The following is a 22,015-nucleotide window of genomic DNA, read 5'->3' as shown; positions in this document are numbered from 1 at the left end:
GGATAATGGCAGTTTTAGAGCAGCGCATGTATAACGATTAATTAAGATTCCTTGAACTTCTTAAGAGAACTACTGGTAGCCAGGACACCAAACGGTATCGCAGGCAGCAATTTTAGGCTGTGGGCTAGAGTGGGTTCAGTAAAAAAATCGATCCGGCTGGGCTATCTCCAAGTATCGTAGAGCAAAAGTTATCACGCGACGGATCAACCTGGATGAGATATGGCACAAACGAACCTGCTTGAACTCGCGAAGCAAGGTGACCCACAGGCGATCGCCACGCTCATGAATCGCTCCCTGCAGCCGCGCGGCATGACCGCCTCGGTCGATCGTCAGGGAACCTGCCTGTATGTCACGCTGCAAGCAGAGCAGGTGCCCAATCGCCAGGTGCTTACTGCGTTTGTGCAGAACGGCATCAGCAACCTGGGTGTGTCCTCAATCCAGTTGGTCAAGATTGCCGGGCAGCAGTTTGGTATGGCCGAACCCGCCTGGACGCAGGACTTACAAATCGAGGTCACCGATTTGGGCGATTTAGGGCTGGGTAATTTAGAGCCATCAGAGCCTACTGTCCCGCCCTACGACGCAGGCATATCCCTCGACGGGCTAGACGACATTGCGCCCGCCCCAAACCCCGTCGGCGATATTCTTTCAGAACTGACTGCGCCACCGCCGGATCACACCTTCGAGCCAGAGGGCTTGTCGTTGAACCCCCCCTCGCTGGATTTTGAGGATGAGTTCGCATCGAGCGATTTGCCTGCTCTGGACGACGATTTTTCGGGGGATTTTTCGCTGGAGGCGATCGCCCCCGACGACACAAGCTCAGGCGACTTGTCAGGCGATCTGGGCGACGATCTGCTGGCGGATCTGGATTTGGGCGCGGGTCTAGAACCTGACCCGATGGCAGATTTGCAGTCTGATGATCTGGGGCTAGGCTCCTTTGATGACCTAGATAATGCCTTAGAAACCGACCTTGGCGCGGGGCTAGACGACGATCTGGGACTAAGCGGACCGGACGGACTGGACGGACTGGAAGATCTGGACGGACTAGAAGGCAGCTTGCCTGCTCCAGATCTGGGCAGCGATTTTTCAGAATTTGACCAGGGCACGGGTTCTTTTGACAGCGCCTTTGAAACTAGCACACCCGCCGACGCAGGAATGCACGAACCGTCAAGCGATGCGCGGCTCTCGGATCTCAATGCATTGGAATCGACACAAGATTGGTCGCTCGACGGGCCCGATGACATGCTCAGCGATCTTGGTTCTCTCGAAGGGGACCTGGCGCAGATGGGCGACGAGTTTTTGGGAACCGATGCAGTGACTGGAGAATCCCGTCCTGGCATGGGGCTGGAACCAGACGAGTTTGACCTATCTGCCGATTTATCGTCCGATTTCTCATCCGATTTTTCGATGGAGCCATCGATGGAACCATTGAGTAACGCGGACGAGTTTGACCTTGGCTTGCCCGATCTGGAGCCATCCAGTTCGACATCGGACAGCAGTTTCGACCTGACTCCCGAACCGGTCGATTTCCCGCTGACGGACTTTGACGAACTCAGCACCCCGTCAAGCGCCAGTGAGCCATTGTCGGGTCTGGAAGACCTAGACTTTGGGGACTCAGCCCCATCAACCCCGGAGGATGCAGGGTTTGGTGATATGGGACTGGGCAGTGCGGAATTCGGCAATACCGAGTTTGGCAGCACAGAATTTGGCAGCACAGAATTCGGCACAGAATTCGGCAACCCGAACTTTGACGATGCTTCGCTGAGCGATGCTGATTTTGACTTTGACACGAGCGGTTCAGAGCTATTTAGCGAATCCTCTGTGTCTGGTGATTCTGGTGATCTGGAAGGGGATTTTGCAGGACTGGAGGCGACGGGCGAGCCAGCCACGAACAGTTGGCAGGAGGAGGATTTGGGGGCGATCGCCGCTGGATTTGAAACCGAAGCTCAGTTTGACGACCTGCTACCAGAATCCTCGTTTGACGAAGGGGGCAGTTCTACGGACTTTGACGAGCCAGCCCCAACTCCACCGCCCTACGTTGCCGAAGAAATGTCCCTTGATCTAGATCTGGACGACATCCAACTGCCACCCGTGACGACCGAAGGCGGTGATGATTGGGATGCCGATCTGGAGTTTGGCAATTTGACCGGGGAAGACTTGTCGGACTTTACTGCCAACCCGGCGGAGCCTGCGGAACCCACGTTCGAGGCAGCGGCAGAACCAGACGCACTAGAGTTGGACAGTGAGTTTGCCAACAGCGAGTTTGCCAACAGCGAGTTTGCCAACAGCGAGTTTGCTACCGACGAATTGACCAGTGGCGACTGGGAGACTGCTCTGCCGATGGCGGAACCCAGCGGATTTGACGAAACCTTTGGGCGCGAGTCTGCTCCTGCGCCCTTCCCGGCGGATTTTGCAGAGTCTCCTGCTGCGCCGATTTTTGCACCTGCGGGAGATTCTGCGCCCTGGCTGAGTGAGCTACCGCCCGAATTTGCCATTGATGTCACGCTGAATGGCTCTCTGCTGGATGCTGCTGGGGTGGGCCTGTTGGAGGGTGAGGGGGCCAGGGCGATCGCCCCAGAGTCTCTCGAACTGGCGCAGGATCTAGAGCTAGAAGCCCAAGACCTGTACTTCGAGTCGGCAGCAGATAGCATTGCCCCAGAATCCTCTCCGCCTGCTGCTGCGGGTGATGTTGGCTTTGATCTGGAGAATTTGGACAACCTGGATAGCCTAGATAACTTGGACACTGTGGACAGTGTGGATGATCTCGACCCTGCCGGTGGCTCGGCCAGCCTGCTGGATACCGATTTGTTTGAGGAAACCTTTGAGGAAACCTCAGACATCCCCCTCTCGCAACTGCCCACCGAGATTCCCTCGTCTGAAATTCGGGACGATGAGCCAGATGCGCCTGACTTTCTCGACGTACCCCTTTCTGGCGTTGAGTTTGATGAGATTGCCTTTGACAACATCTACGACAGTGCCCCAGCCAACGAGTTCACCCTCGAAGACGAAACGGCTCCCACGGAACTGATGCCTTCTGGCGAAGAAACGCTGCCGTCAGAACTGCTAGTTGATGACCTGGATGAGTCCGGTGGCTTCGAGATGGATAACCTGGGGCTGGGGCTGGAAAGCTTGGGGAGTGAAGAGTTTCAGCCCTCTGAAGCAGAAGCGGCTGGCGGAGATGACTTTGGGCTGGATGGGCCAGACGAGTTCGACCTGGATGCACCCGCAGCCGATTGGCAGAACGAGCCAGACCTGCTGCCCGAAACCACGTTTGGTCTGGAGGACGACGATGAAGCGACCATCCTGCTAGATCCCAGCACCTATCCGGGAACTTCGTTTGGCACTGTGCCCCAGTCGCCAGAACTCGACCGCGAGGAATTGGATTGGCTGGCTAGCGAGGTCGCTGCCTCTGCAAATCCGCCCGTTTCGCCGCTCAGTTCTGCTGAGGAAGGCTGGAACTACGGCATTCCGCCTGCGCCGCCCCCGCCAGAGGATACCTTTGCCTACCCCGCGAGCGCTCCCCATCCGCCAGCCCCGGCCGCAGTCGATGAGTCGGAGGCCGGGGAACAGACTGAAGCGTCTGGCGGACGCGCCACCAATCTGCTGTATGGGGTGCTGCTGGCGCTGCTGGCATGGATCTTGGCGCTGATTGGGCGATCGCTCTGGACAGAATTGACGCAGCCAGAGCCGCCCCCCGCACCCGCAGTAGAGGTGTCGCCCCAGTCGCAGGATGTGAACCCTGGGCGATCGCCCTTCTCTACGTTTTCTTAAGCCCAGCGCATAACCCCAGACAGTGGGCGATCGCGATATCCTGGAGGTTCGGGCGATTCATTTGGCCGACATTCGGGCGTGGAGCAGCAAGTCCCTGAGCCAACGCTGGGCGAAACGGTTGCTCCATAGGGCGATCGCGCTTTATTCCGTCTCCCGCCGTCCTGTCCCCTCTGTTTCTTTGCAGCTTCACTATGCCCTGGTTCGTCAAGATCGAAAAAGGGCTTGTGGACAAGGCAACGTTTGATCAATCTGTGCCAGCCCACAAGCAGTTTGTCCGTGACCTGATTGCCAAAGGGCATCAGGCTAAAACCGGGTACTGGGCCGAGCGGGGCGGGGGAATGCTGCTGTTTCAGGCAGACTCGATGGAAGAAGCCAGGGCGATCGTGGCGCAGGACCCACTAGTGCAAAATGGCTGCGTCAGCTACGAGCTACACGAGTGGAAAATCGTGGTCGAGTAACAGCAAGGCGTTGGGTAATTTTGAGCGAGAGCGCATGGCAGACAACGGCGACGGCTACAAAGTGGTAGCAGAAAACCGACAAGCTCGGTTTGAATACGACATTCTGGAAACCTTCGAGGCTGGCATCGAGTTGGTCGGCACAGAGGTCAAGTCTGTGCGGGCGGGCAAGGCCAACCTGCGCGACGGCTTCGCCCTCATCCGCAACGGCGAAGTGTGGCTGCACAATGTCCACATTTCACCCCATGACACCGCCAGCCAATATTTCAACCACGACCCCCGCCGCACCCGCAAGCTGCTGATGCACCGCCAGGAAATTCGCAAGCTGATCGGCAAAGTCGAACAGCAGGGTCTGACTCTGGTGCCGCTGAAAATGTACCTCAAGCGCGGCTGGGTCAAAATTTCCCTGGCGCTGGCACGCGGCAAAAAGCTGCACGATAAGCGCGAAGACCTGAAGCAGAAGCAGGCCAAGCGAGAGATGCAGCGGGCAATGAAGCGGTAGTTAGTCCGCTTTATTTTGCTGATCGGATACCACGCAGGTTTTATCACTTAGATAGGTTACATGGTTGCCCTTATCAAGTCTTATGGTACGTCTGAACCAGTCCAAGCTCTTTCACACCATGCAAAATAGGTGAAATAGTCAGTGGACATAGCCAACCGTACTTGAGCAAGACTGTGTTTCTAGAAAATACGGCAAATCAACAACCAGGATTGTTTGGGCTGAAATACTCAAATCGAGATTTTACTCAAAAGGAAGCTTGGGGAAAGAACTGTTTTAATTCTTCTCTGCCTGCGTCTCTTTGCTCATATCTATATAGCCGCAATTTAGAAAACATATATATCAAGCTTAACTCAAGCTTAAGAGTTGAACACTCAAGCATCAGTACAGATACTCTTTATGGAATTGATCCGCAGTCAGACAATCTCTTTTATGCATTTGAATCTCAATTTACGCCGTATCAACAATATTTAATTGGGACGCTTCCTGGAGTTGACCTAGTTACACAAGCTAGAAACACAGGGACTTGTTTACAGGCAATTGAGATCAAGTTAACGGCCTTACCCGATCACACAACTTGCGACCTTTCAGAGGATCGTTACGGCTGTGAAATCGTTGTTAGACCAGATACTATAGTTTATTTAGCTTGTAGCTTCGCAGAATTTTTCAGACAACACCCGTCTTACATTAGAAATCTTATAGACGAGAATTTTTCAGCCGTTTCTGATTGGACAGAGCCAGATTTTATAATGCCTTATATTCCACAGATGATTAATGTTATAGACTCGATGGCTCTTTTGATGTTAGAACGTCAAAAACCTTTGTTGATTCAACCTGTGTGGAAGACTGAGGGAAAATCACCAAAGCTTTCGGAAAATTGTCTGGATGTTTTTGTCTGGAGTAATCTTGCTTTCACTAGGTTGTTTGTAGACTTGGCAAAGCTGGAGCTAAACGCATTTAATCGCATACGATCCATTGCAAGACATACCAGAACGATTGTTTGGTTGTTTAAGATGATGTATGACTTTAGTATTCATGGCTCATTCAACCATAGAAGAATTATCGATTCGTTATCGTACAACACCAGGAATGATAAAGCCTTTGCGGTTAATGGCAGAGTCACTCATGCGTATATGAGATCTGAGGAACTAAGACGACCAAGAATTCAAAAAGGTGAAATCAAAAGAATCATTTTAGGTGGAGGTCAAAATTTGCTGAGTCCAGAAAGGCGGTTTGATGCTATCATCTATAATTCTCCTGACCTGTTTAATTATTAGACCTAAAAGATTGTGATTCTTTGTTTTGATGAGAACAGTGGACTTATTCTGTGGCTGTGGAGGATTATCGCTTGGGTTTCAAAATGCTGGGTTTGATATAGTTGCTGCTTTTGATTCCTGGATTCCGGCAATCGAAGTTTACAAAGATAATTTCCAGCATCCAGTATTTAACAGAGATCTTTCAGAAAAAGAAGCTTACTTGGAAGTGGCTGCTCTGAATCCGGAAGTTATTATTGGCGGGCCTCCATGTCAAGATTTTTCGAGCGCAGGTAAAAGGGATGAAAGTCTTGGTAGAGCAAACTTGACTCTAAGTTTTGCGAACATCATTTCACAGGTTAAGCCGCGCTGGTTTGTCATGGAAAATGTTGAGCGAATTGCAAAAAGTCATGTTTTAAGAGCGGCTTTGGAGGTTTTTAGAGGGCAGGGATATGGCTTGACTGCCTCAGTCCTAAATGCCTGTTATTGTGGGGTTCCACAGTCTAGAAAGAGATATTTTTTAATTGGTCATCTTGATAGTGAAGATGGTTTTTTAGAGCCGTATCTAATTAGGAATCAATCGAAAAAGCCGATGACCGTTTTTGAATATTTGGGTGATAGCTTAGGAATAGAGTATTTCTACAGACACCCCAGAAGCTACAAGCGAAGAGCAATTTTTAGCATTTATGAGCCTAGCCCAACAATACGAGGCGTGAATCGTCCGATTCCTAAAACATATAAAAAGCATCAGGGGGATGCTTCTGTAATTAATGAGAGCTTGCGACCTTTGACTACAATTGAACGAAGCTATATTCAAACTTTTCCTAGTGTTTTCAAGTTCAAAGGTAATAAGTCAGATCTGGAACAGATGATTGGCAATGCTGTTCCCGTTAAGCTTGGTGAATATGTCGCTCGCTGCATTCTTGAATATATCGGGGAATCTTCTAGCAGCACTTATTCCTTACCCCCAATTCAATTAAAGCTGTTTGAAAAGGCATCCAGCTATTAAGGCAAACTTATGAAGTAAAAGTGTGGGCACTGGTCTGCTGAGAAGTGATGTGTAAAATGGATGCATCGAGTGGATGGGAGCCGATGCACTGCCCAAAATGTGGGAGTCAGCAGGTCGTCAAAAACGGCAAGGTCACCCTGCAAGACGGTGCTGTTGTGCAGAAATAGGTATGCAAAGCCTGCCGCAAGCAATTCAACGACCGCACAGGCACCCCGATGGCGCGACTGCGAACCTCCTCAATTTCTTGAATACTGTACAGTGATTGTGACGCTGGCAATGAATGTCCGCACTGAAGGGATGGGGGTGCGAGCAACTGGGCGGTCTTTTGGCAAATCTCACTCCACGATCCTGCGGTGGGAGGAGCGCTTAGTCAACCAGCTTAGCCAATGGTCACCGACTGCGCCAGAGACAGCAGAACTCACAGTGGAAGGAGATAAGGTCTACACTCGCGTGGGCGAGAACCTTCCCCCCAGTGAGTGCGAGGGATGGACAATCCACTCCATCGAACGAGACACACGCTACTGGATCGCCGCACAAGCGGGACAAAAAGGGCCGAGGTTAAGTACGTGAACATTCTTGACCTTCTTTACTAACTGTAATCTTTACTAACTGTCATAGTCCGCCAGATCAAACTTCCACCTCTACACCATCCAGCACGCGCCAGACTTCCTGAAGCAGCGCCTCCAGACCCACTTGGGCCACCGCAGAAATCTGGAACACGGGCAGTCCGCTAAGGCGGTGCAGTTCAGTGGCGATCGCCTCCACCCGTTCCCGCTCACCCCCCAGCGCCTCCACCTTGTTCAGCGCCAAAATTTGGGGGCGATCGGGCAGGCCGCGGCCATAGGCTTCCAGTTCGTCCTGAATCACCTGGTAAGCGGCGATCGGGTCGTCTTGTGTCGCGTCAATTAGGTGCAGCAGCACGCGCGTCCGCTCGATGTGTCGCAAAAAGTCGTGCCCCAGCCCCGTGCCCAAGTGTGCCCCCTCGATCAGCCCTGGAATGTCGGCAAACACTGTGCCGTCGCCCGTGGGTTTGCGGACGACCCCCAGGTTGGGCACCAGGGTTGTGAAGGGATAGTCGGCAATTTTGGGTCGCGCCGCCGACAGCGCCGAAATCAGCGTAGACTTGCCCGCATTGGGCAGACCAATAATGCCCACCTCTGCCAGCAGCTTTAGCTCTAGGCGAATGAGGCGCTGTTCACCCGGAAGCCCCGGCAGGGCCTTCTCTGGGGCGCGGTTAAAGTTATTGAGAAAATGCTTGTTGCCCAGCCCGCCCTTGCCACCCTTGGCGACGACAAGCCGCTGGCCGGGCTGCACCAAATCGCCAAGCTGTTCGCCGGTTTCGGCATCGTAAACCATCGTGCCGCAGGGGACGCGAATCAGGCGATCGCTCCCCGAAGCCCCGGTCATATTCTTCGGGCCGCCGCGCTGCCCGTCTTCTGCCTTAAACTTGCGGGCATAGCGAAAGTCGAGCAGCGTCTGCAAATCCGTCGCTGCCTCCAAAATCACCGAGCCACCGTGCCCGCCGTTGCCGCCCGACGGCCCGCCCGCAGGCACGTATTTCTCCCGGTGAAAGGCTACCAGCCCATCGCCGCCTTTTCCGGCCTCAACTTCGACTTCCGCCTGATCGATAAATTGCATTCCCACTCTTGCCAATCCGCTTTTCTGATGGTATCCGAATCCTTGCAAGTCAAACACCTCGGCGAACAGGGCCTGCTCCGCCGCATCCAGACCTTTTGCCCGGTGGGGGTGATTGGCGACGACGCGGCCCTGCTGACGGTTTCGCCGGGGCGATCGCTCGTCGTCACCGAAGATCTGCTGGTAGATGGCGTTCACTTCAGCGTTGGGCTGGCCTCGCCGGAGATAGTCACCACGTCGCCTGCGGATGCGGGCTGGCGGGCCGTAGCGGCGAACCTGTCGGATCTGGCGGCAATGGGCGCTGCGCCGCTGGGCATTACCGTGGGGCTGGGGCTGCCCGGTGACCTGCCTGTAGCCTGGATCGAGCAGCTTTATCAAGGCATGACCGACTGCCTAAGCCAATTCAACACGCCGATTGTCGGCGGGGATCTCTGCCGATCGCCCGTGTTTACCGTGGCGATCGCCGCCTTTGGCGAAGTAGACCCCGGCCATGTCCTGCGCCGCGCTACGGCCCGACCGGGCGACGCAATTTGGGTCACGGGCCCCCACGGAGCCTCTCGCGCTGGGCTGGAGTTGTTGATTCATCCTGAGCAAGGCGAGGGCCTCACCGAGGGCGATCGCGCTGCCCTGATCCGCGCCCATCAGCGTCCTCTGCCCCGGCTAGACGTGATGCCGCTGTTGCGGGCCTGCGGGGCAGCAGGAGAGGGGGAGACTGACGGGAAAAAGCACTTCAACCCCTCAACCGCCCCGTTCACCGCGATGGACAGCAGCGATGGACTCGCCGACGCGGTGCTGCAAATCTGCCGGGCCAGCGGCGTGGGCGCGGTGCTGCATCGCCGCCAGATTCCGCTCCCCGTGGGGCTGGTGGACTGGGTGGGAGAACCGCAGGCGATCGCCTGGGCGCTGTATGGCGGAGAAGACTTTGAACTGGTGATGTGCCTGCCGGGGGCGATCGCCCAGGCGCTCCAGGCTCAGTTGCCGGGTTCCGCCATTGTCGGCGACATTGTTCCCGGCCACGATGTGATCTTGCGAGACGAAACGGGCGAAACCCCCGATGAGTCTCTCCGTCTCGACCAGGGGTTTCAGCATTTTGGAGATTAGGGGTCAGCCCCTGCTCTCTCTATCCTGCGTAGCGTGCCTCGATCCAGCGCCGCATTTCGTCTTCAGAATCGGTCGAAAAGTGGCGATCGCGCTCTGGGTCATAGGCGTGCCAGTCTACCTGCCCGCTGGCATATCGGGTCTGCCAGACGCGCAGTTCTGGCGCTTGGGTCAACCAACGAACAAATCCCTGCCATGTATTGCGCTGGCGCTGAGCGGAATCCGCCGTGGGAGTAAACTGAGTCGTCGCGGCTGCTTTGAACTGTTCAAGCTGCTTCAGACTCAACGTGAGTTGAGTAGCGAGGTCATCGGATGGCTGCATCGTGCGTTGCGATGACACGGACTGAGTTTTCCCACGGAACAGAATCTCAAAGCCATGAGCAATCGGCGTAAAGAGATTGATCGATTTCATAAGTTCAACCTCCAAACTGAACTCAAATTAGGAATATCCATCCGTGGAATACCTTCTATATCTAGAATAGAAGGTAGATTTAGGAATGCACAGCCTGAACCAAAGGTGGAACCGCTTAATAAATTTAAAAACAAAGCAGTTTTTGCCCTATGAGCTTAGAAACAGAAAAGCTCCTGGATGACACAAGCTGGGCGCTGCTGCGATCGCTCCAAGACGATGCGCGGCTGTCCTACAGCGAACTGGGGCGGCGCGTTGGGCTGTCGGCTCCGGCGGTGGTCGATCGCATCCGCCGCATGGAAGAGTTGGGCATCATTACGGGCTATCGCGTCGAACTGGATTTGTCTAAACTGGGCTATAGCATCATCGCGTTTATGCGAATCGAGTCGTTTCCGGGCGAGTTTGCCCGCCTGAGCGATCGCCTCCAGGCCATGCCCGAAGTGCTGGAGTGCCACCGCGTCACGGGCAGCGACGATTACATTGCTAAGGTCGCCGTGGCCTCCGTGGCCCATCTAGAATCCCTGATTGACCGATTTACCAATAGCCAGGTGACCACGCTCATCGTCCTCTCGTCCCCCGTCACCCGCCGCACCATCGATCACGGTCCCCGCCATCCCTGACTCTTTTACTTAATGAACTTGCTAGGACACATTCATGGCTAAAGGAGAGTTTATAAGCTCGGCAGTGGCTCAACCGACGGTCAAGCTGGGGCTACCCACCATGTTTCGGCTGGGTCTGTTTCAGATGGGCCTGGGCATTATGTCGCTGCTGACGCTGGGCGTGCTGAACCGCGTCATGATCAAAGAACTGGCCCTGCCCGCAACCATCGTAGCGGCGACCATCGCCATGAACCAGTTTGTCGCGCCATCGCGGGTGTGGTTTGGGCAACTGTCCGATTCCAAACCGCTGGGCCAGAGCCACCGCACGGGCTATGTCTGGCTGGGGGCGGCGCTGTTTACCACGGCTTCGTTTCTGGCGGTGCAGGTGGTGTGGCGGCTAAACGACAGCATCCAGGCAGCGGGCTGGGGCTTTGCGACCTATGCGTGGATTGCGCTGCTGGCGCTGGTGTTTGCGCTGTATGGGCTGGCCATTAGCGCCAGTTCTACGCCCTTTACGGCGCTGCTGGTGGATGTGTCGGATGAAGACAACCGCCCGAAGCTGGTGGGCATTGTCTGGTCGATGCTGATGGTGGGGATTATTGTGGGGGCGATCGCCTCTAGCGGGCTGCTGCGACAGATCGACTCGGACGCACCCTTGGACCTGGTGCGGGCTTCGATTAACCGGATCTTTCTGATCATTCCAGCGATCGTGTTTGGGCTGACGCTAATCGCCACCTGGGGCGTTGAAAAGACCTTTTCGCGCTATCGATCGCGCTCGATGATTGCCGACCGGGAAGACAGCATTACCCTGGGGCGATCGCTCAAGGTGCTAACCGCTAGCCGCCAGACGGGGCTATTCTTCAGCTTTTTGATGATGATGACCCTCAGCCTGTTTTTGCAGGAGTCGGTGCTGGAACCCTATGGCGGCGAGGTGTTTGGCATGTCCATTGCCGAATCTACCCGGCTCAACGCCTTTTGGGGACTGGGCACGCTGATCGGCATTGCCACGACGGGCTTTCTGATCGTGCCGCGCATTGGCAAGCACCGCACCGCAAAACTGGGCTGCTATGCTGTCGCCGCCAGCTTTGTGCTGATCATCCTGGCGGGCTTTTCGGCCAATCCTCGGATGCTGAACCTGGCGATGCTGATTTTTGGGCTGGCCTCCGGCGTGACGACCAACGGCGCAATTAGCCTGATGCTGGATTTGACTGCGGCAGAAACGGCGGGTACGTTCGTCGGCGCGTGGGGGCTGGCGCAGGCCATGTCGCGGGCGGTGGCAGCGGTGCTGGGCGGTGCGGCGCTGGATGCGGGGCGGGTGCTGTTTGGGTCGCCTGTGCTGGCCTACAGTTTTGTGTTTGCGCTGCCCATTTTGGGAATGCTATTTGCCGTGCGCCTGCTGGATCGGGTGAACGTGCAGGAGTTTCAGCTCAAAGCCAAGGAGGCGATCGCCGCTGTGCTTCAGCAAGAGCTGGATTAGGCTCTATGAGGCTTCAATCCATGCCCCAATTCCCCATCGTCTGGATCGTCATGGGTGTCGCAGGTTCCGGCAAGACCGTCGTGGGGCGGCGGCTGGCGCAGTGGCTAGAGTGCGATTTTCTGGAGGGCGATCGCCGCCATTCCCCAGCCAATATTGCCAAAATGCAGGCCCAGATTCCGCTCGACGAGGGCGATCGCCGCCAGTGGTTGCTGGATATGCAGGACGACATTCAGCGGGCGATCGCCCTCCGCCGCGAAACCGTAATTACCTGCTCTGCCCTCAAGCGGGCCTACCGTACCCAACTCGCCGCGCCCGGTGGGGTACAGTTGGTTTGGCTGGATGTGCCCCCCGCAGAGCTAGAGCGGCGGCTATCCAATCGCCTAAACCACTACATGAAGCTGGAAATGCTAAATAGCCAGCTTGCTGCCTTTGAGCCTGTGTCTGCCGAAGAGGCCGTCATCCGAATCGACGGCAGGTTGCCCCCCGATGCCATCGTGGCAGACTGGCTCCGTCAGGCAACCCAGCAGTTTCCGGCTCTCAATCTCCCCTGGTGGCAGCGCCTCAACCCAGAGAGTCCCAAACGCGACCCATAGAGATTTCCTATGAACCGGAAAAGTCTGCGAGAATCGAAGCAAGAAGTCTTGCACCACCGCCAATCGCCAGGATGCTAACCGGATCAATCTTGCAACAGTTGAGGGATGCTCACCTGAGGGATGCTCACCAAGGGAGCCAGTCTCAGGGCAAGCGCCCGCTCAACTTTGGGGTTTATTACAAAAACACGCTCGTCGCCCTGTGCCACGCGCTAGAAGACTCGATTTTGGAGCATGACTACTCGCCGCTGATGATTACGGCGTTTCAGCGGGGCAAGTGGTATTTGCAGGAAGCCGACCGCTACGGGCAGATCGCCGAAAAGTCTCCGCAGATCGTGATTCTGGCAGCAGACGATGCGGGCTTTGCCGAACACCCCACCAGCCAGCGGGACAACGTGGCGCTGGTCAGCCTGGAGGATGCCGACCCAGTGGCGCAGGAGTGGCATTTGATTATCGTTTCGCCAGACTATACGGCGATGGTGCTGTGTCAGGAGTTGGCGGAAGCAGACTATCTCAAAGCAGGCGTGCCGACCCACGACCTAGAGCGCAAGTTCTATGGACTGTGGACCTTTGAGCCGTCGCTGGTGCTGGAAACGGCAGAACTGGCGATCGCCCACATTGGCCGCTATAACCCCCAGCTTCAGCAGCAGTTGACCCAGCAACTCAGCGCGATCGCCGCCCAAGTGCAGCAGGCCGACGCGCTCTGCGGCTCCCCCACAGCCGACAACCTGGGCGACATCGTGACGCGGGTGGTGGACTATCTGCAAACCCATCAGGCGGCAGATCCGCAGGCGGAGTTTCGCGATCGCTTCTCGGTCAACGACAACCTGATTTCCAACGAACTGCAAGCCTATTTGCGAATTGCCCAACTGATCGACCTGACAGACCTCAGCAACCCGATGGCGGCCGCCGAAGTGGCCACGCTCACCGAGGCGATGGGGAATTTGCTCGACCTCCCCGCTTGGCAGCTTCATCGGCTCCAGTTGGCCAGCCTGCTGCACCGCATTGCGCGGATCGAGTCGGGGGGGCCCGTGCTAAGTCCGGGCGCGTCGTCTCGGTATGACGAAGACGCGACGGTGCCCCTGTCCTGTCCGCTGATTCCGGGAACCCAATTGCTGCGGCGGATGAACCGTCTGAAGGCGATCGCCACCATCCTCACTCACCACACCGAACGCTGGGACGGGCAGGGCTATCCGGCCGGGCTACGCGGCGACGAAATTCCCCTAGAGTCGAGAATCCTGGGGCTGGCGATCGCCTTTCAAGCCCACGTCACCCGGCTCAATGCCCAGCCCAGCGCCGACCCCCTGCAAAACCTGACCACTGCCCTCGAACAGTGTAAAGCCGAACAGGGCCAGCAATGGGACCCCAAGCTGGTGGAAACGCTGTCGCTGCTGATTGCCGGAATCCAGCAAGGACTCAGCCTGCCTGCGACATTGCCCAAAATCGCCTCTGGACTGTGGCTACTCGATTCCCACTCGGAGGAGGATGTGCTGGGGCTGTCGCGGCCCGCCAGCCCTGTCGAAGCGCCTTAACCTCCTGGGTTGCACAGGGTTCTGGTTTGCACAGTGTCCAATTCGCATCATGTCTCGGTTTGCATCATGTCCGGTTTGCATCATGTCCGATTTGCATAGTGTCCAATTTGCATCGTGCCCAATTTGCATAGTGCCCAATTTGCATCGTGCCCAATTTGCATCGTGCCCAATTTGCATAGTGCCCCGGTTTGCATCCTGTCCCCCTTTGCATCACGTCCCGGTTTGAACGCTCTGAACCGCCCATGAACATCAAAGAAATCCACGCCGGAACCCTGAAGCAGCTTGCAGGAGCCGACCTGCAAGACGAAGACTTGGCAGGCGCAGACCTGTCGCGGGCAAACTTGGCCGGAGCCAACCTCACCGGAGCCAGCCTCACCGTCGCCAAGCTAGGCGGGGCGCGGCTCGACGGGGCAAACCTGATGGGCTGTGACCTCAGCCGCGCCGACCTGCGGGCCAATTTTCTCGGCGCAAACCTGATGCAGACCAACCTCAGCGAGGCCGACCTGCGCGGCAGCAACCTGCGCGGCGCAAACCTGATGCAGGCAAACCTCACCCGTGCCGTGTTCACGGGCGCATTCCTCAGCGGCGCAAACCTGATGGGCGTGAACCTGAGCGGGGTCGATCTGCGCGGGGCAGACCTGCGCGGCGCAAACCTCAGCAACGCCAATTTGCAACATGCCAACCTGCGGCAGGCGAACCTGCAAGGCGCAGTGCTAACCGAGGCGAACCTGGAATCTGCCGACCTCCAGGATGCGAACCTGGCCGGAGCCAACGCGGTCGGTGCAAACCTGCTCTGCGCTGAACTAGAAGGCGCGAACCTGGACGGGGCAAATCTGTCGGGGGCCTGCGTGCGGGGGACGAGGCTGGATGGGAAGAACGAAGAGGGAAGAACGAAGAACGAAGAGGGACGAGGGACAAGGGAAGCGTGACAAATGGTTCTCCATCCTTCTCGTGAAACGAAGCTGCGTGGGTTGATGCAAAAGCTGGGGCTGTCTGCAATGGCTCCGGTGGACTTGGGGCTGCTGGATCAGGCGCTGACCCATGCGACGGCTTCGGCTAGCAAGAACTATGAGCGCCTAGAGTTTGTGGGCGATGCGGTGGTGAAGCTGGCGGCGGCGGAACTGCTGTATGAGCTATATCCCAAGCAGTCGGAGGGGGAACTGTCGGCGTTTCGGGGCATCATGGTGAGCGATCGCACGTTGGCTACCATCGCTGATCAGTACAACCTGGAGCGCTACTTGCTGATGGGAGCCGCTGCCTATGCAAACCCGGTGGGCAGAGAAACCCGTCTGGCGGACGCGCTAGAGGCAATGGTGGCGGCGTTTTACCTCAGCACCCAGGATCTCAGTCTGATTCGCCCGTGGCTGGATGGCCACTTCCGGGCGATCGCCGCTGACATTGCCCAAGACCCCACCCGCCAAAATCACAAAGGCGCACTGCAAGAAATCACCCAAAGTCGCTATCGCGCCCTGCCAGAATATCGCGTGACCGAAGTAGGGCAAGACTACGGCGATCCGGAGCGCTTTGTCGCAGAGGTTTGGATTCAAGATCAGTGCGTGGGAATCGGGAAGGGCCAGTCTAAAAAAGCAGCGGAGCAGGCGGCGGCACAACAGGCCTATCTCAAGCTAAGCCAACAGCCTCCGATTTAGCTGGATGAGACCCATCGCATTCAGCCAGAGGCATAACCCTTCCGCCTGCACTCAATAGGTGCTTGAAACAGGTGCTTGAAACTTGCGCCGCAGGTTTCGAGAATTTTGATTTGGAGGAAGTGGTATGAATCCGATTCGCCAGGGTGATGTGATTTTGACCCCTGTGGAGTCCGGCGAGTTGGCACAGCGGCAACCCGCCCCGTTAGACCGAGCGCAAAGACTGAACCATTTGACGCTGGCAGAAGGAGAGGTGACTGGACATCGACACCGCATTACGGACGGCGAGGCGGAGCTATACGAACGCCACGGTACGTTGTATCTCAGTGTCCGGTCGGAGTCTGCCCGATTAGTCCACGAAGAACACAAGCCGATTGATATTCCAATGGGCCTTTGGCAGGTTCGGATTCAGCGCGAGTATGTGGGAACGGAACAGCAGCAGATCGTTTTTCGTTCCGTGGAAGATTAGCCGAGCGAAATTACTTCAGGTATGACCAATCTGCTTGCTCCACTTACGCCTGAACAGCGATCGCGCTTGCAAGCTTGCCGCCAAACGTGGGTTGACCTGGCCCATACAACGCAACCCGTCGATGCCCAGCAGGTGACAGAGCGCGTGCTGGAGTTTTATGCGGCGTTTGGGCAGCCAGCCCCTAATGTTGTGGTGTGCCCAGGGGTGATCAGCGCGATGACCGATGCGCTGACCTATCGCCCGCTGGGCCAGCGATTGCAAAAAATGCGCTCTAACTGGGAAGAGTGGGTATCAACAATAGGGGTAGCAATCGTCGTCGGCACAATCTGGGGCGGCGGGGCGGTGGTGTTTATCAGGGGTCTGCTGACTGCTGTGGTGTCTGAACTTGAAGGAAAAGCAGTGGATGATTCTCTCAGGCTGCTGACCCGCATTACCCTATGGGGAACGCTGCCTGCTGGAATTGCCGCAATGTTTTTGTTGGGCGTTTTGTGTTCGTCTGTGAGCGCTCTGGTGACCCAAGTCTGCGATCGCCATTTTCTGAAATGTACCGAGCGCTCTGTCTATCAGTCGGGGTTCCGCAGCCCTAGGACGCAAGCTGACCCCAAATGGCGGCAAGTGGCTGATTGGGTTGGCACGGACTGGCGATCGCTCCTGCACGGGATTAACTTCTGGCAAGTCTGGATACTGTGGGAATTTCAGAGACTCCACTGGCAGCTTCCGGAGCCGGTGTTGCGAGCCGTCTGGCAGATCTGCATTAATAGCGATCGCCCCCAGGATGAACTTTATAGCTCGCACTTCGCCAGAGACTTTTTGAATCGTCGTGAGTTTGAGGCCTGGCAGGCGCAGGCTCGACGAGCTGATCAACGCCTTTGGACGGAGGCTCAAAGGCGATTTGTGCTATCCAACGGCTCATGGCGTAACGCTCAGTTGCTAGCACGATTCTCTCTGGAAATTAGCCTGCTGGCTCCCTATTTCACGATGCTGGATTTTTGCGAGGCGGAACTGGGCTATCAGCCTGACCCAGTGCGCTGGAGGGCGCTGCGCCAACTGATGGAATCCACAGGCTATGTCATCGCAGGGGGACGAACCTGCTGGGTGGGCGATCGCCCCATCTGCCTCAAGTGCGATCGCCAGGGCTGCTTCCACGCAGACGGACAGCCTGCCCTTGCCTTTGCCGATGGCGCACGCCTCTATGCACACCACGGGGTTTTCCTGCCGCCCAAGTATGGACAGACCCCCATTGCCCACTGGCAGCCCCGCTGGCTCCTCCAAGAAACCAACGCAACCCTGCGCCAAATTTTGATTCAAGGCATGGGCTATGAGCGCATCGCCCGCACACTCCAGTCTCGCAGCGTCGATTTCTGGCGCGAGTACGTGCTTTGCAGCATCTCGACTCATCCAGACGTAGAGCCGTTTTTGCTGCTCCAGATGACCTGTCCCAGCACCCAGAAAATTCACGTCCTTCGCGTGCCGCCGACCCTGCGAACCGCCCGCGAAGCCGCCCGCTGGGTCAACTGGGACATCGACCCAACCGACTTTGCCATTGAAACCTGAGCCACCGATCGCAAAATGGCGATCGCAGTGTAAAAAACATCCAAAATTTTACTGAAGCATCTCCCAAAATTTACGGAAGTTTTTCACGGAATCCCCTGGCAAATGCCTGAATGGATCAGTGGAGTTCTTGTAGATGTGCAGGTGCAATCATGCCTTATCGAAAATCCTCGATCGGGTTTCTGGAACGGGTTTCGGGTCAGGTTTCGGGTCAGGTTTTCGGGCAAGTTTTGGGACGAGTTTTCGGGCAAATTTTCGGGCTGCGGCGGCGCTTCGTGTCGAGCCTGCTGATCGGGTTTTGGGTGGTGCTGGTGATAGGGACAGTGGCGCAGGTGTCGGAGGCGCAGACCAGCGTCACGCGCGGCACCATTACAGAAGTGCTGGACGGCAATCAGGTGTTTATTCAAAATCGGCAGGCGCGGGTCAACGATGTGGCCAATCGAGGGCAGCAGGTGCGGACGGGTCGGGCCCGTGCCCAGGTCAATTTTAATACTGGGGCTGTAGCGCGGCTGTCCAATAACTCGGTGCTGACGGTGGGGCAATGCGCTCAGCTTCAGCGTGGTGTGCTGCTGGTGAATGGCGCGGTAAACGGTTGCACGTCGTCTGTAACGGCGGGGGTGCGCGGCACGACCTACATTTTGGAGGTAGACGACGACGGGCGAGAGGAAATCAAGGTGCTGGAAGGTGAGGTCGTGGTGACGAAGAACGAGGCTGGCTTTATAGAACCCAGTTCCCTGATGGAGCGGCTAGAACGGCGATCGCGCTTTCGGCGAAGCACTAAACAGCTTTCGCTGCCTCGCAGACCCAGCCTAGGGATTCCGTCCACCCGGCCCAGCCCTAGCCCCTCGCCCAGTCCTTCGCCCAATCCTTTGCCCAGTCCGGTTACAGAGTCAGCCGATCCACAGAATACGGTCGTGCTGTCGGCGGGGCAAAAGGTCGCCACGCGGCGCGGCTCGCCCCTGGGCCCCGTCGAAGACATCACGCTGGAAGAAATTAACGCAATTCTGTCGGGCAGCCTGTTCAACGGCTATTTGCAATCGCTGCCGGGGTACGCTGCGATTCAGAGTACGCTTCAGCGGATCTATCCGGGGCTATCGCTGCCGGGCGTGCCGGGGCTGCCTGTGCCGGGACTGCGGATACCGTTTTTCTAGGGCTGGTGTTCTAGGTCTGGGTTGCAACGAGTGCTTTGAGTTCGTGCAGGGTGCGGATGTGATGGGTCGCAAGATTGGTGGGGACCACGCCGGGACGGAGAATTTGCACCGTGGGGATGCCAAGGCGATCGCCCGCGGCCAGTTCCGAGTCAGGATTGTCCCCTACCACCAGCGCCTCAGCAGGGCAGAACTGATGGGCGTTTAGGATGGCTTGAAAAATGTCCTGTTTGTTAGTGCGGTTGGGGTCATCAACTGCATCGATGTAGAGCCCGGTAAACCACTGCTCGAAAGGCTGCTCCATGCTCAGCGCCTTAATCTTGCTGTCCTGAAGCTGGCGAAAGCCCGACGTAACTAGAAACAGCATCGGCAGCGGGTCACCCCGCAGTTCTGCTAGGACGTGCAGATCGCCATAGCCCCGCATCGGCGTGCTGACGCGAGTTTGCGAAATTACGGCCTGCCCCGCCGCCAGCATCTCGTTTGAGAAGCCGTGTTTCTTGGCCACAAAGTCGAGCGCATGATACCAGCAGTCGCCCAGCGCGGCTTCCAGCACGTCGTCGGGCAAGGTTCCCTGATTGGCTTGCCGAATTGCGTCAAATACAGGCTCTAGGAGTTCGGCTCCGGGTTCATCAGCCGCACTGAGGCAGTTATCCAGGTCAAAAATGATGGCTTTGATCATGCGGATGATTCTGCTGGGTGTCCTTCGTTGGGCAAATGGCGATCGCACGACACGAGGCCGCTCTCATTCTACGGTTAAGGGTGATTCACCATGTTTTTCAAACCACTGCGCCGCGTTCGACCCTCGCCTGCGCTGCGTTCCGAAACGACCCCGGCAGACCAAGCACCCCTAGCGCGATCGCCCTGGCAGGTGTTGGGCTATGGGCTAATTGGCCTGTGGGCGGTGACGGGGGCGATCGCCACGGGCGTTGACCTAGGCACGGTGCAGTGGATGGAGCGACAGGCGCAGGTGTTGTTCTTTCGGCTGCGGGGCCAGCTAGAGCCACCTGCCAATATCGTAATTCTGGCGATCGATCAGGAATCGCTAGCACGGGGAGCAGACGTGCAGGCAGACCCCGACCGCTATCCCGAACTGGCCCCGATTGAAATTTGGCCCTGGCAGCGGGCAGCCTATGCCCAAGTGATCGATCGGCTGCTAAACAACGGAGCGCGGGCAGTGGCGGTCGATCTGGTGCTGACCGATCCCAGCCTCTATGGGGCTGAGGACGATCGCCAGCTTGCGGCGGCGCTCCGGCGGCATCCGGGGCGGGCGGTGCTGGCGGCAAACTATGAGGTGTTTGGCACGCCCGACGGCGGCGAGCAAAGCCAGATCGTCATGCCCAATCCCGACTTTGGCGCGGCGATGACGCAAATTGGGCTGATTAACTTTTTGCGCGATGCCGACAAGCGGGTGTACCAGTTGTCAGACAATCTGATTGCCGAAGTGCTGCAACCCCAGGGCCTGGGCGAGGGGCTGGATTCCTTTGCAGTGGCGACGCTGCGGGCGGCCCAGCTTGAAATTCCGGCGGTGACCACGGGCGACATTTTCTACTACGGGCCGCCGACGACGTTTCGGCGGGTTCCCTTCTGGCATGTCCTCGACCCCACAAACTGGGCCGTTCACCAGCGCCAGGGGACGTTTCGAGATGCAATCGTGCTGATTGGGCCGCTGTCCAACGATGTCGGCAATGACTTTATTCCCACGCCCTTTTCGGAAACGATGCCGGGGGTGGAAATTCACGCCAATGCCATCGCCACGCTGATGCAAGACCGCGTGATCCAGAACGCTTTGCCGACGGCGCAGGGGCGGGGCTGGTTTGTGCTGGCGCTGGTGGGGGGCGGCGGGCTGGCGCTGATGGCGCTGATTCGGCAGCCCGTGATGCAGATGAGTCTGGCGGTGGGGGCGATCGCCCTCTGGGGCACGATCGGCTACCTCAGCTTCACCGCAGGTCAGCAGATTTGGCCCGTAGCCGTGCCCTGCTTGGGCCTCTTCCTCAGCGGCGCTACTTGCCTCACCACGGGCACGATCCATACCCAGCTTGAGCGTCGTCGCCTGCGAACCACCCTGGAGCGCTACGTCGCCGCGCCCATCGTGCAGGAAATTTTGACGCACCATTCCAGCGATTTTCAATCCCTCCTAAAAGGGCGGCGGGTGCAGGCGGCGGTGATGTTTTGCGACATTCGCAGCTTCACCACGCTCTCGCTGGAGCTAGAGCCAGAAGCATTGCTTGAGCAGCTCAACGAATACCTGAATGCAATGGTGGAGGCAATCCTGGCGGCGGGCGGCACGATTGACAAGTTCATCGGCGACGCGATTATGGCGGAGTTTGGCTCGCCCATTTCCCACGGTGCAGAAACCGATGCGCTGAACTCGATTCGGGCGGCGCTGGCGATGCGGCGATCGCTCTCCGCTCTGCAAGCCGAGTGGCAGCGGGCAGGCAAACCGATCCTGTTCAACGGCGTGGGGATCAACTTTGGCGAGGCGATCGCCGGAGACATCGGCTCCATCCGCCGCCGCGAATTTGCCCTGATTGGCGATGCCGTGAACATTGCCAGCCGCGTCGAAGCCCTCACCCGCAACTTCTGGACAGACATCCTGATCACCGACTCGCTCTACGCCCTAGTGCAAGATCAGGTGGAAGTCGTCCCCATCGGCGCACAGGAACTCAAAGGGCGCAAAGACGAGAAAGTAATGCTCTACAGCTTAGTGGGCTTCAAAGGCGACGACCCAACGTTGTATCACACCGTCCACGAACGGCTGCGGGCGTTCAAGGGGTTCGAGGAGATGCGGAGTTAAGGGGGGGAAGGGATGATGAGATGATGGAACGAAAACCAAAAAACGAAGAACGAAGAACGAAAAACGAAGAACGAAAACCGAAA

The 22,015-nt window shown here is 57.1% G+C and carries 19 protein-coding genes and 1 pseudogene; 17 read left to right on the top strand and 3 right to left on the bottom strand.

The features are described 5' to 3' along the window. The first annotated feature begins 219 nt into the window (after positions 1-219). From HNI00_RS08350 to HNI00_RS22285, 6 genes and pseudogenes are all read left to right on the top strand, one after another. Positions 220-3,768: a hypothetical protein gene (locus HNI00_RS08350; protein ID WP_316792406.1), complete on the top strand. Its 3,549-nt coding sequence runs from the start codon at positions 220-222 to the stop codon at positions 3,766-3,768. Positions 3,769-3,959: 191 nt separating this feature from the next. Next, positions 3,960-4,226 carry a YciI family protein gene (locus HNI00_RS08345; RefSeq protein ID WP_172353862.1) on the top strand — a complete coding sequence of 89 codons (267 nt, stop codon included), beginning with the start codon at positions 3,960-3,962 and terminating at the stop codon, positions 4,224-4,226. 34 nt (positions 4,227-4,260) lie between these two features. Beyond that, complete coding sequence (gene smpB / locus HNI00_RS08340) at positions 4,261-4,725, top strand: SsrA-binding protein SmpB (RefSeq protein WP_316792403.1); 465 nt, start codon at positions 4,261-4,263, stop codon at positions 4,723-4,725. A 173-nt stretch (positions 4,726-4,898) separates the two neighbouring features. Then, complete coding sequence (locus HNI00_RS08335) at positions 4,899-5,999, top strand: HindVP family restriction endonuclease (protein ID WP_316792401.1); 1,101 nt, start codon at positions 4,899-4,901, stop codon at positions 5,997-5,999. 28 nt (positions 6,000-6,027) lie between these two features. Further along, positions 6,028-6,984 carry a DNA cytosine methyltransferase gene (locus HNI00_RS08330; protein ID WP_316792399.1) on the top strand — a complete coding sequence of 319 codons (957 nt, stop codon included), beginning with the start codon at positions 6,028-6,030 and terminating at the stop codon, positions 6,982-6,984. Positions 6,985-7,067: 83 nt separating this feature from the next. Next, a pseudogene (locus tag HNI00_RS22285) lies at positions 7,068-7,545 on the top strand (transposase); the annotation flags it as partial. Positions 7,546-7,611: 66 nt separating this feature from the next. On the opposite strand, the gene obgE reads toward HNI00_RS22285, so the two are convergent. Next, positions 7,612-8,622, bottom strand: coding sequence for a GTPase ObgE (obgE, locus tag HNI00_RS08320; protein ID WP_316792395.1), 1,011 nt, complete (start codon positions 8,620-8,622; stop codon positions 7,612-7,614). A gap of 27 nt (positions 8,623-8,649) precedes the next feature. Here obgE and thiL point away from each other — a divergent pair, with 27 nt between their 5' ends. After that, a complete protein-coding gene (thiL, locus tag HNI00_RS08315) occupies positions 8,650-9,720 on the top strand; it encodes a thiamine-phosphate kinase (protein ID WP_316792393.1) in 1,071 nt (356 codons plus the stop codon). Between the two features lie 19 nt (positions 9,721-9,739). On the opposite strand, the gene HNI00_RS08310 is transcribed toward thiL, so the two are convergent. Next, the gene (locus HNI00_RS08310) at positions 9,740-10,129 is read right to left on the bottom strand and encodes a hypothetical protein (protein ID WP_316792392.1); all 390 of its coding nucleotides are present in this window, start codon (positions 10,127-10,129) and stop codon (positions 9,740-9,742) included. 149 nt (positions 10,130-10,278) lie between these two features. On the opposite strand from HNI00_RS08310, the gene HNI00_RS08305 reads away from it, so the two are divergent. From HNI00_RS08305 to HNI00_RS08265, 9 genes are all read left to right on the top strand, one after another. Beyond that, positions 10,279-10,746, top strand: a complete 468-nt coding sequence (locus HNI00_RS08305) for an Lrp/AsnC family transcriptional regulator (protein WP_297075959.1) — start codon at positions 10,279-10,281, stop codon at positions 10,744-10,746. 34 nt (positions 10,747-10,780) lie between these two features. Then, positions 10,781-12,202 carry a BCD family MFS transporter gene (locus tag HNI00_RS08300; protein ID WP_316792390.1) on the top strand — a complete coding sequence of 474 codons (1,422 nt, stop codon included), beginning with the start codon at positions 10,781-10,783 and terminating at the stop codon, positions 12,200-12,202. A gap of 5 nt (positions 12,203-12,207) precedes the next feature. Further along, positions 12,208-12,795 (top strand): gluconokinase, encoded by a 588-nt coding sequence (locus tag HNI00_RS08295; RefSeq protein ID WP_316792388.1) that lies wholly within the window; start codon positions 12,208-12,210, stop codon positions 12,793-12,795. A 71-nt stretch (positions 12,796-12,866) separates the two neighbouring features. Next, positions 12,867-14,324, top strand: coding sequence for a DICT sensory domain-containing protein (locus tag HNI00_RS08290; RefSeq protein ID WP_316792386.1), 1,458 nt, complete (start codon positions 12,867-12,869; stop codon positions 14,322-14,324). Positions 14,325-14,566: 242 nt separating this feature from the next. Continuing rightward, positions 14,567-15,253, top strand: coding sequence for a pentapeptide repeat-containing protein (locus HNI00_RS08285; RefSeq protein WP_316792384.1), 687 nt, complete (start codon positions 14,567-14,569; stop codon positions 15,251-15,253). A 3-nt stretch (positions 15,254-15,256) separates the two neighbouring features. After that, positions 15,257-15,973 carry a ribonuclease III gene (gene rnc, locus HNI00_RS08280; RefSeq protein ID WP_316792379.1) on the top strand — a complete coding sequence of 239 codons (717 nt, stop codon included), beginning with the start codon at positions 15,257-15,259 and terminating at the stop codon, positions 15,971-15,973. 124 nt (positions 15,974-16,097) lie between these two features. Further along, the gene (locus HNI00_RS08275; RefSeq protein ID WP_316792378.1) at positions 16,098-16,439 is read left to right on the top strand and encodes a hypothetical protein; all 342 of its coding nucleotides are present in this window, start codon (positions 16,098-16,100) and stop codon (positions 16,437-16,439) included. 21 nt (positions 16,440-16,460) lie between these two features. Beyond that, entirely contained in the window at positions 16,461-17,993 is a 1,533-nt protein-coding gene (locus tag HNI00_RS08270; protein ID WP_316792377.1) for a DUF6745 domain-containing protein, read from the top strand. A gap of 149 nt (positions 17,994-18,142) precedes the next feature. Further along, positions 18,143-19,141, top strand: a complete 999-nt coding sequence (locus HNI00_RS08265) for a FecR family protein (RefSeq protein WP_316792375.1) — start codon at positions 18,143-18,145, stop codon at positions 19,139-19,141. Between the two features lie 10 nt (positions 19,142-19,151). On the opposite strand, the gene HNI00_RS08260 is transcribed toward HNI00_RS08265, so the two are convergent. Beyond that, the gene (locus HNI00_RS08260; RefSeq protein ID WP_316792374.1) at positions 19,152-19,817 is read right to left on the bottom strand and encodes an HAD family hydrolase; all 666 of its coding nucleotides are present in this window, start codon (positions 19,815-19,817) and stop codon (positions 19,152-19,154) included. 90 nt (positions 19,818-19,907) lie between these two features. Here HNI00_RS08260 and HNI00_RS08255 point away from each other — a divergent pair, with 90 nt between their 5' ends. Further along, positions 19,908-21,932: a CHASE2 domain-containing protein gene (locus tag HNI00_RS08255; protein ID WP_316792372.1), complete on the top strand. Its 2,025-nt coding sequence runs from the start codon at positions 19,908-19,910 to the stop codon at positions 21,930-21,932. Positions 21,933-22,015: the final 83 nt, after the last annotated feature.

This window comes from Thermoleptolyngbya oregonensis NK1-22 (assembly GCF_032705245.1).
In the GTDB taxonomy this organism is placed as follows: Bacteria; Cyanobacteriota; Cyanobacteriia; order Elainellales; family Elainellaceae; genus Thermoleptolyngbya; species Thermoleptolyngbya sichuanensis.
This window is presented reverse-complemented; position numbering and strand designations above follow the sequence as displayed.

Coding starts and splice junctions, on each gene's coding strand:
- thiL (WP_316792393.1), top strand. CDS start 8,650: ATGGTATCCGAATCCTTGCAAGTCAAACACCTCGGCGAACAGGGCCTG.
- HNI00_RS08330 (WP_316792399.1), top strand. CDS start 6,028: ATGAGAACAGTGGACTTATTCTGTGGCTGTGGAGGATTATCGCTTGGG.
- HNI00_RS08310 (WP_316792392.1), bottom strand. CDS start 10,129: ATGAAATCGATCAATCTCTTTACGCCGATTGCTCATGGCTTTGAGATT.
- HNI00_RS08290 (WP_316792386.1), top strand. CDS start 12,867: ATGCTAACCGGATCAATCTTGCAACAGTTGAGGGATGCTCACCTGAGG.
- HNI00_RS08305 (WP_297075959.1), top strand. CDS start 10,279: ATGAGCTTAGAAACAGAAAAGCTCCTGGATGACACAAGCTGGGCGCTG.
- HNI00_RS08300 (WP_316792390.1), top strand. CDS start 10,781: ATGGCTAAAGGAGAGTTTATAAGCTCGGCAGTGGCTCAACCGACGGTC.
- smpB (WP_316792403.1), top strand. CDS start 4,261: ATGGCAGACAACGGCGACGGCTACAAAGTGGTAGCAGAAAACCGACAA.
- HNI00_RS08275 (WP_316792378.1), top strand. CDS start 16,098: ATGAATCCGATTCGCCAGGGTGATGTGATTTTGACCCCTGTGGAGTCC.
- HNI00_RS08295 (WP_316792388.1), top strand. CDS start 12,208: ATGAGGCTTCAATCCATGCCCCAATTCCCCATCGTCTGGATCGTCATG.
- HNI00_RS08265 (WP_316792375.1), top strand. CDS start 18,143: ATGCCTTATCGAAAATCCTCGATCGGGTTTCTGGAACGGGTTTCGGGT.
- rnc (WP_316792379.1), top strand. CDS start 15,257: ATGGTTCTCCATCCTTCTCGTGAAACGAAGCTGCGTGGGTTGATGCAA.
- HNI00_RS08260 (WP_316792374.1), bottom strand. CDS start 19,817: ATGATCAAAGCCATCATTTTTGACCTGGATAACTGCCTCAGTGCGGCT.
- HNI00_RS08255 (WP_316792372.1), top strand. CDS start 19,908: ATGTTTTTCAAACCACTGCGCCGCGTTCGACCCTCGCCTGCGCTGCGT.
- obgE (WP_316792395.1), bottom strand. CDS start 8,622: ATGCAATTTATCGATCAGGCGGAAGTCGAAGTTGAGGCCGGAAAAGGC.
- HNI00_RS08350 (WP_316792406.1), top strand. CDS start 220: ATGGCACAAACGAACCTGCTTGAACTCGCGAAGCAAGGTGACCCACAG.
- HNI00_RS08285 (WP_316792384.1), top strand. CDS start 14,567: ATGAACATCAAAGAAATCCACGCCGGAACCCTGAAGCAGCTTGCAGGA.
- HNI00_RS08345 (WP_172353862.1), top strand. CDS start 3,960: ATGCCCTGGTTCGTCAAGATCGAAAAAGGGCTTGTGGACAAGGCAACG.
- HNI00_RS08270 (WP_316792377.1), top strand. CDS start 16,461: ATGACCAATCTGCTTGCTCCACTTACGCCTGAACAGCGATCGCGCTTG.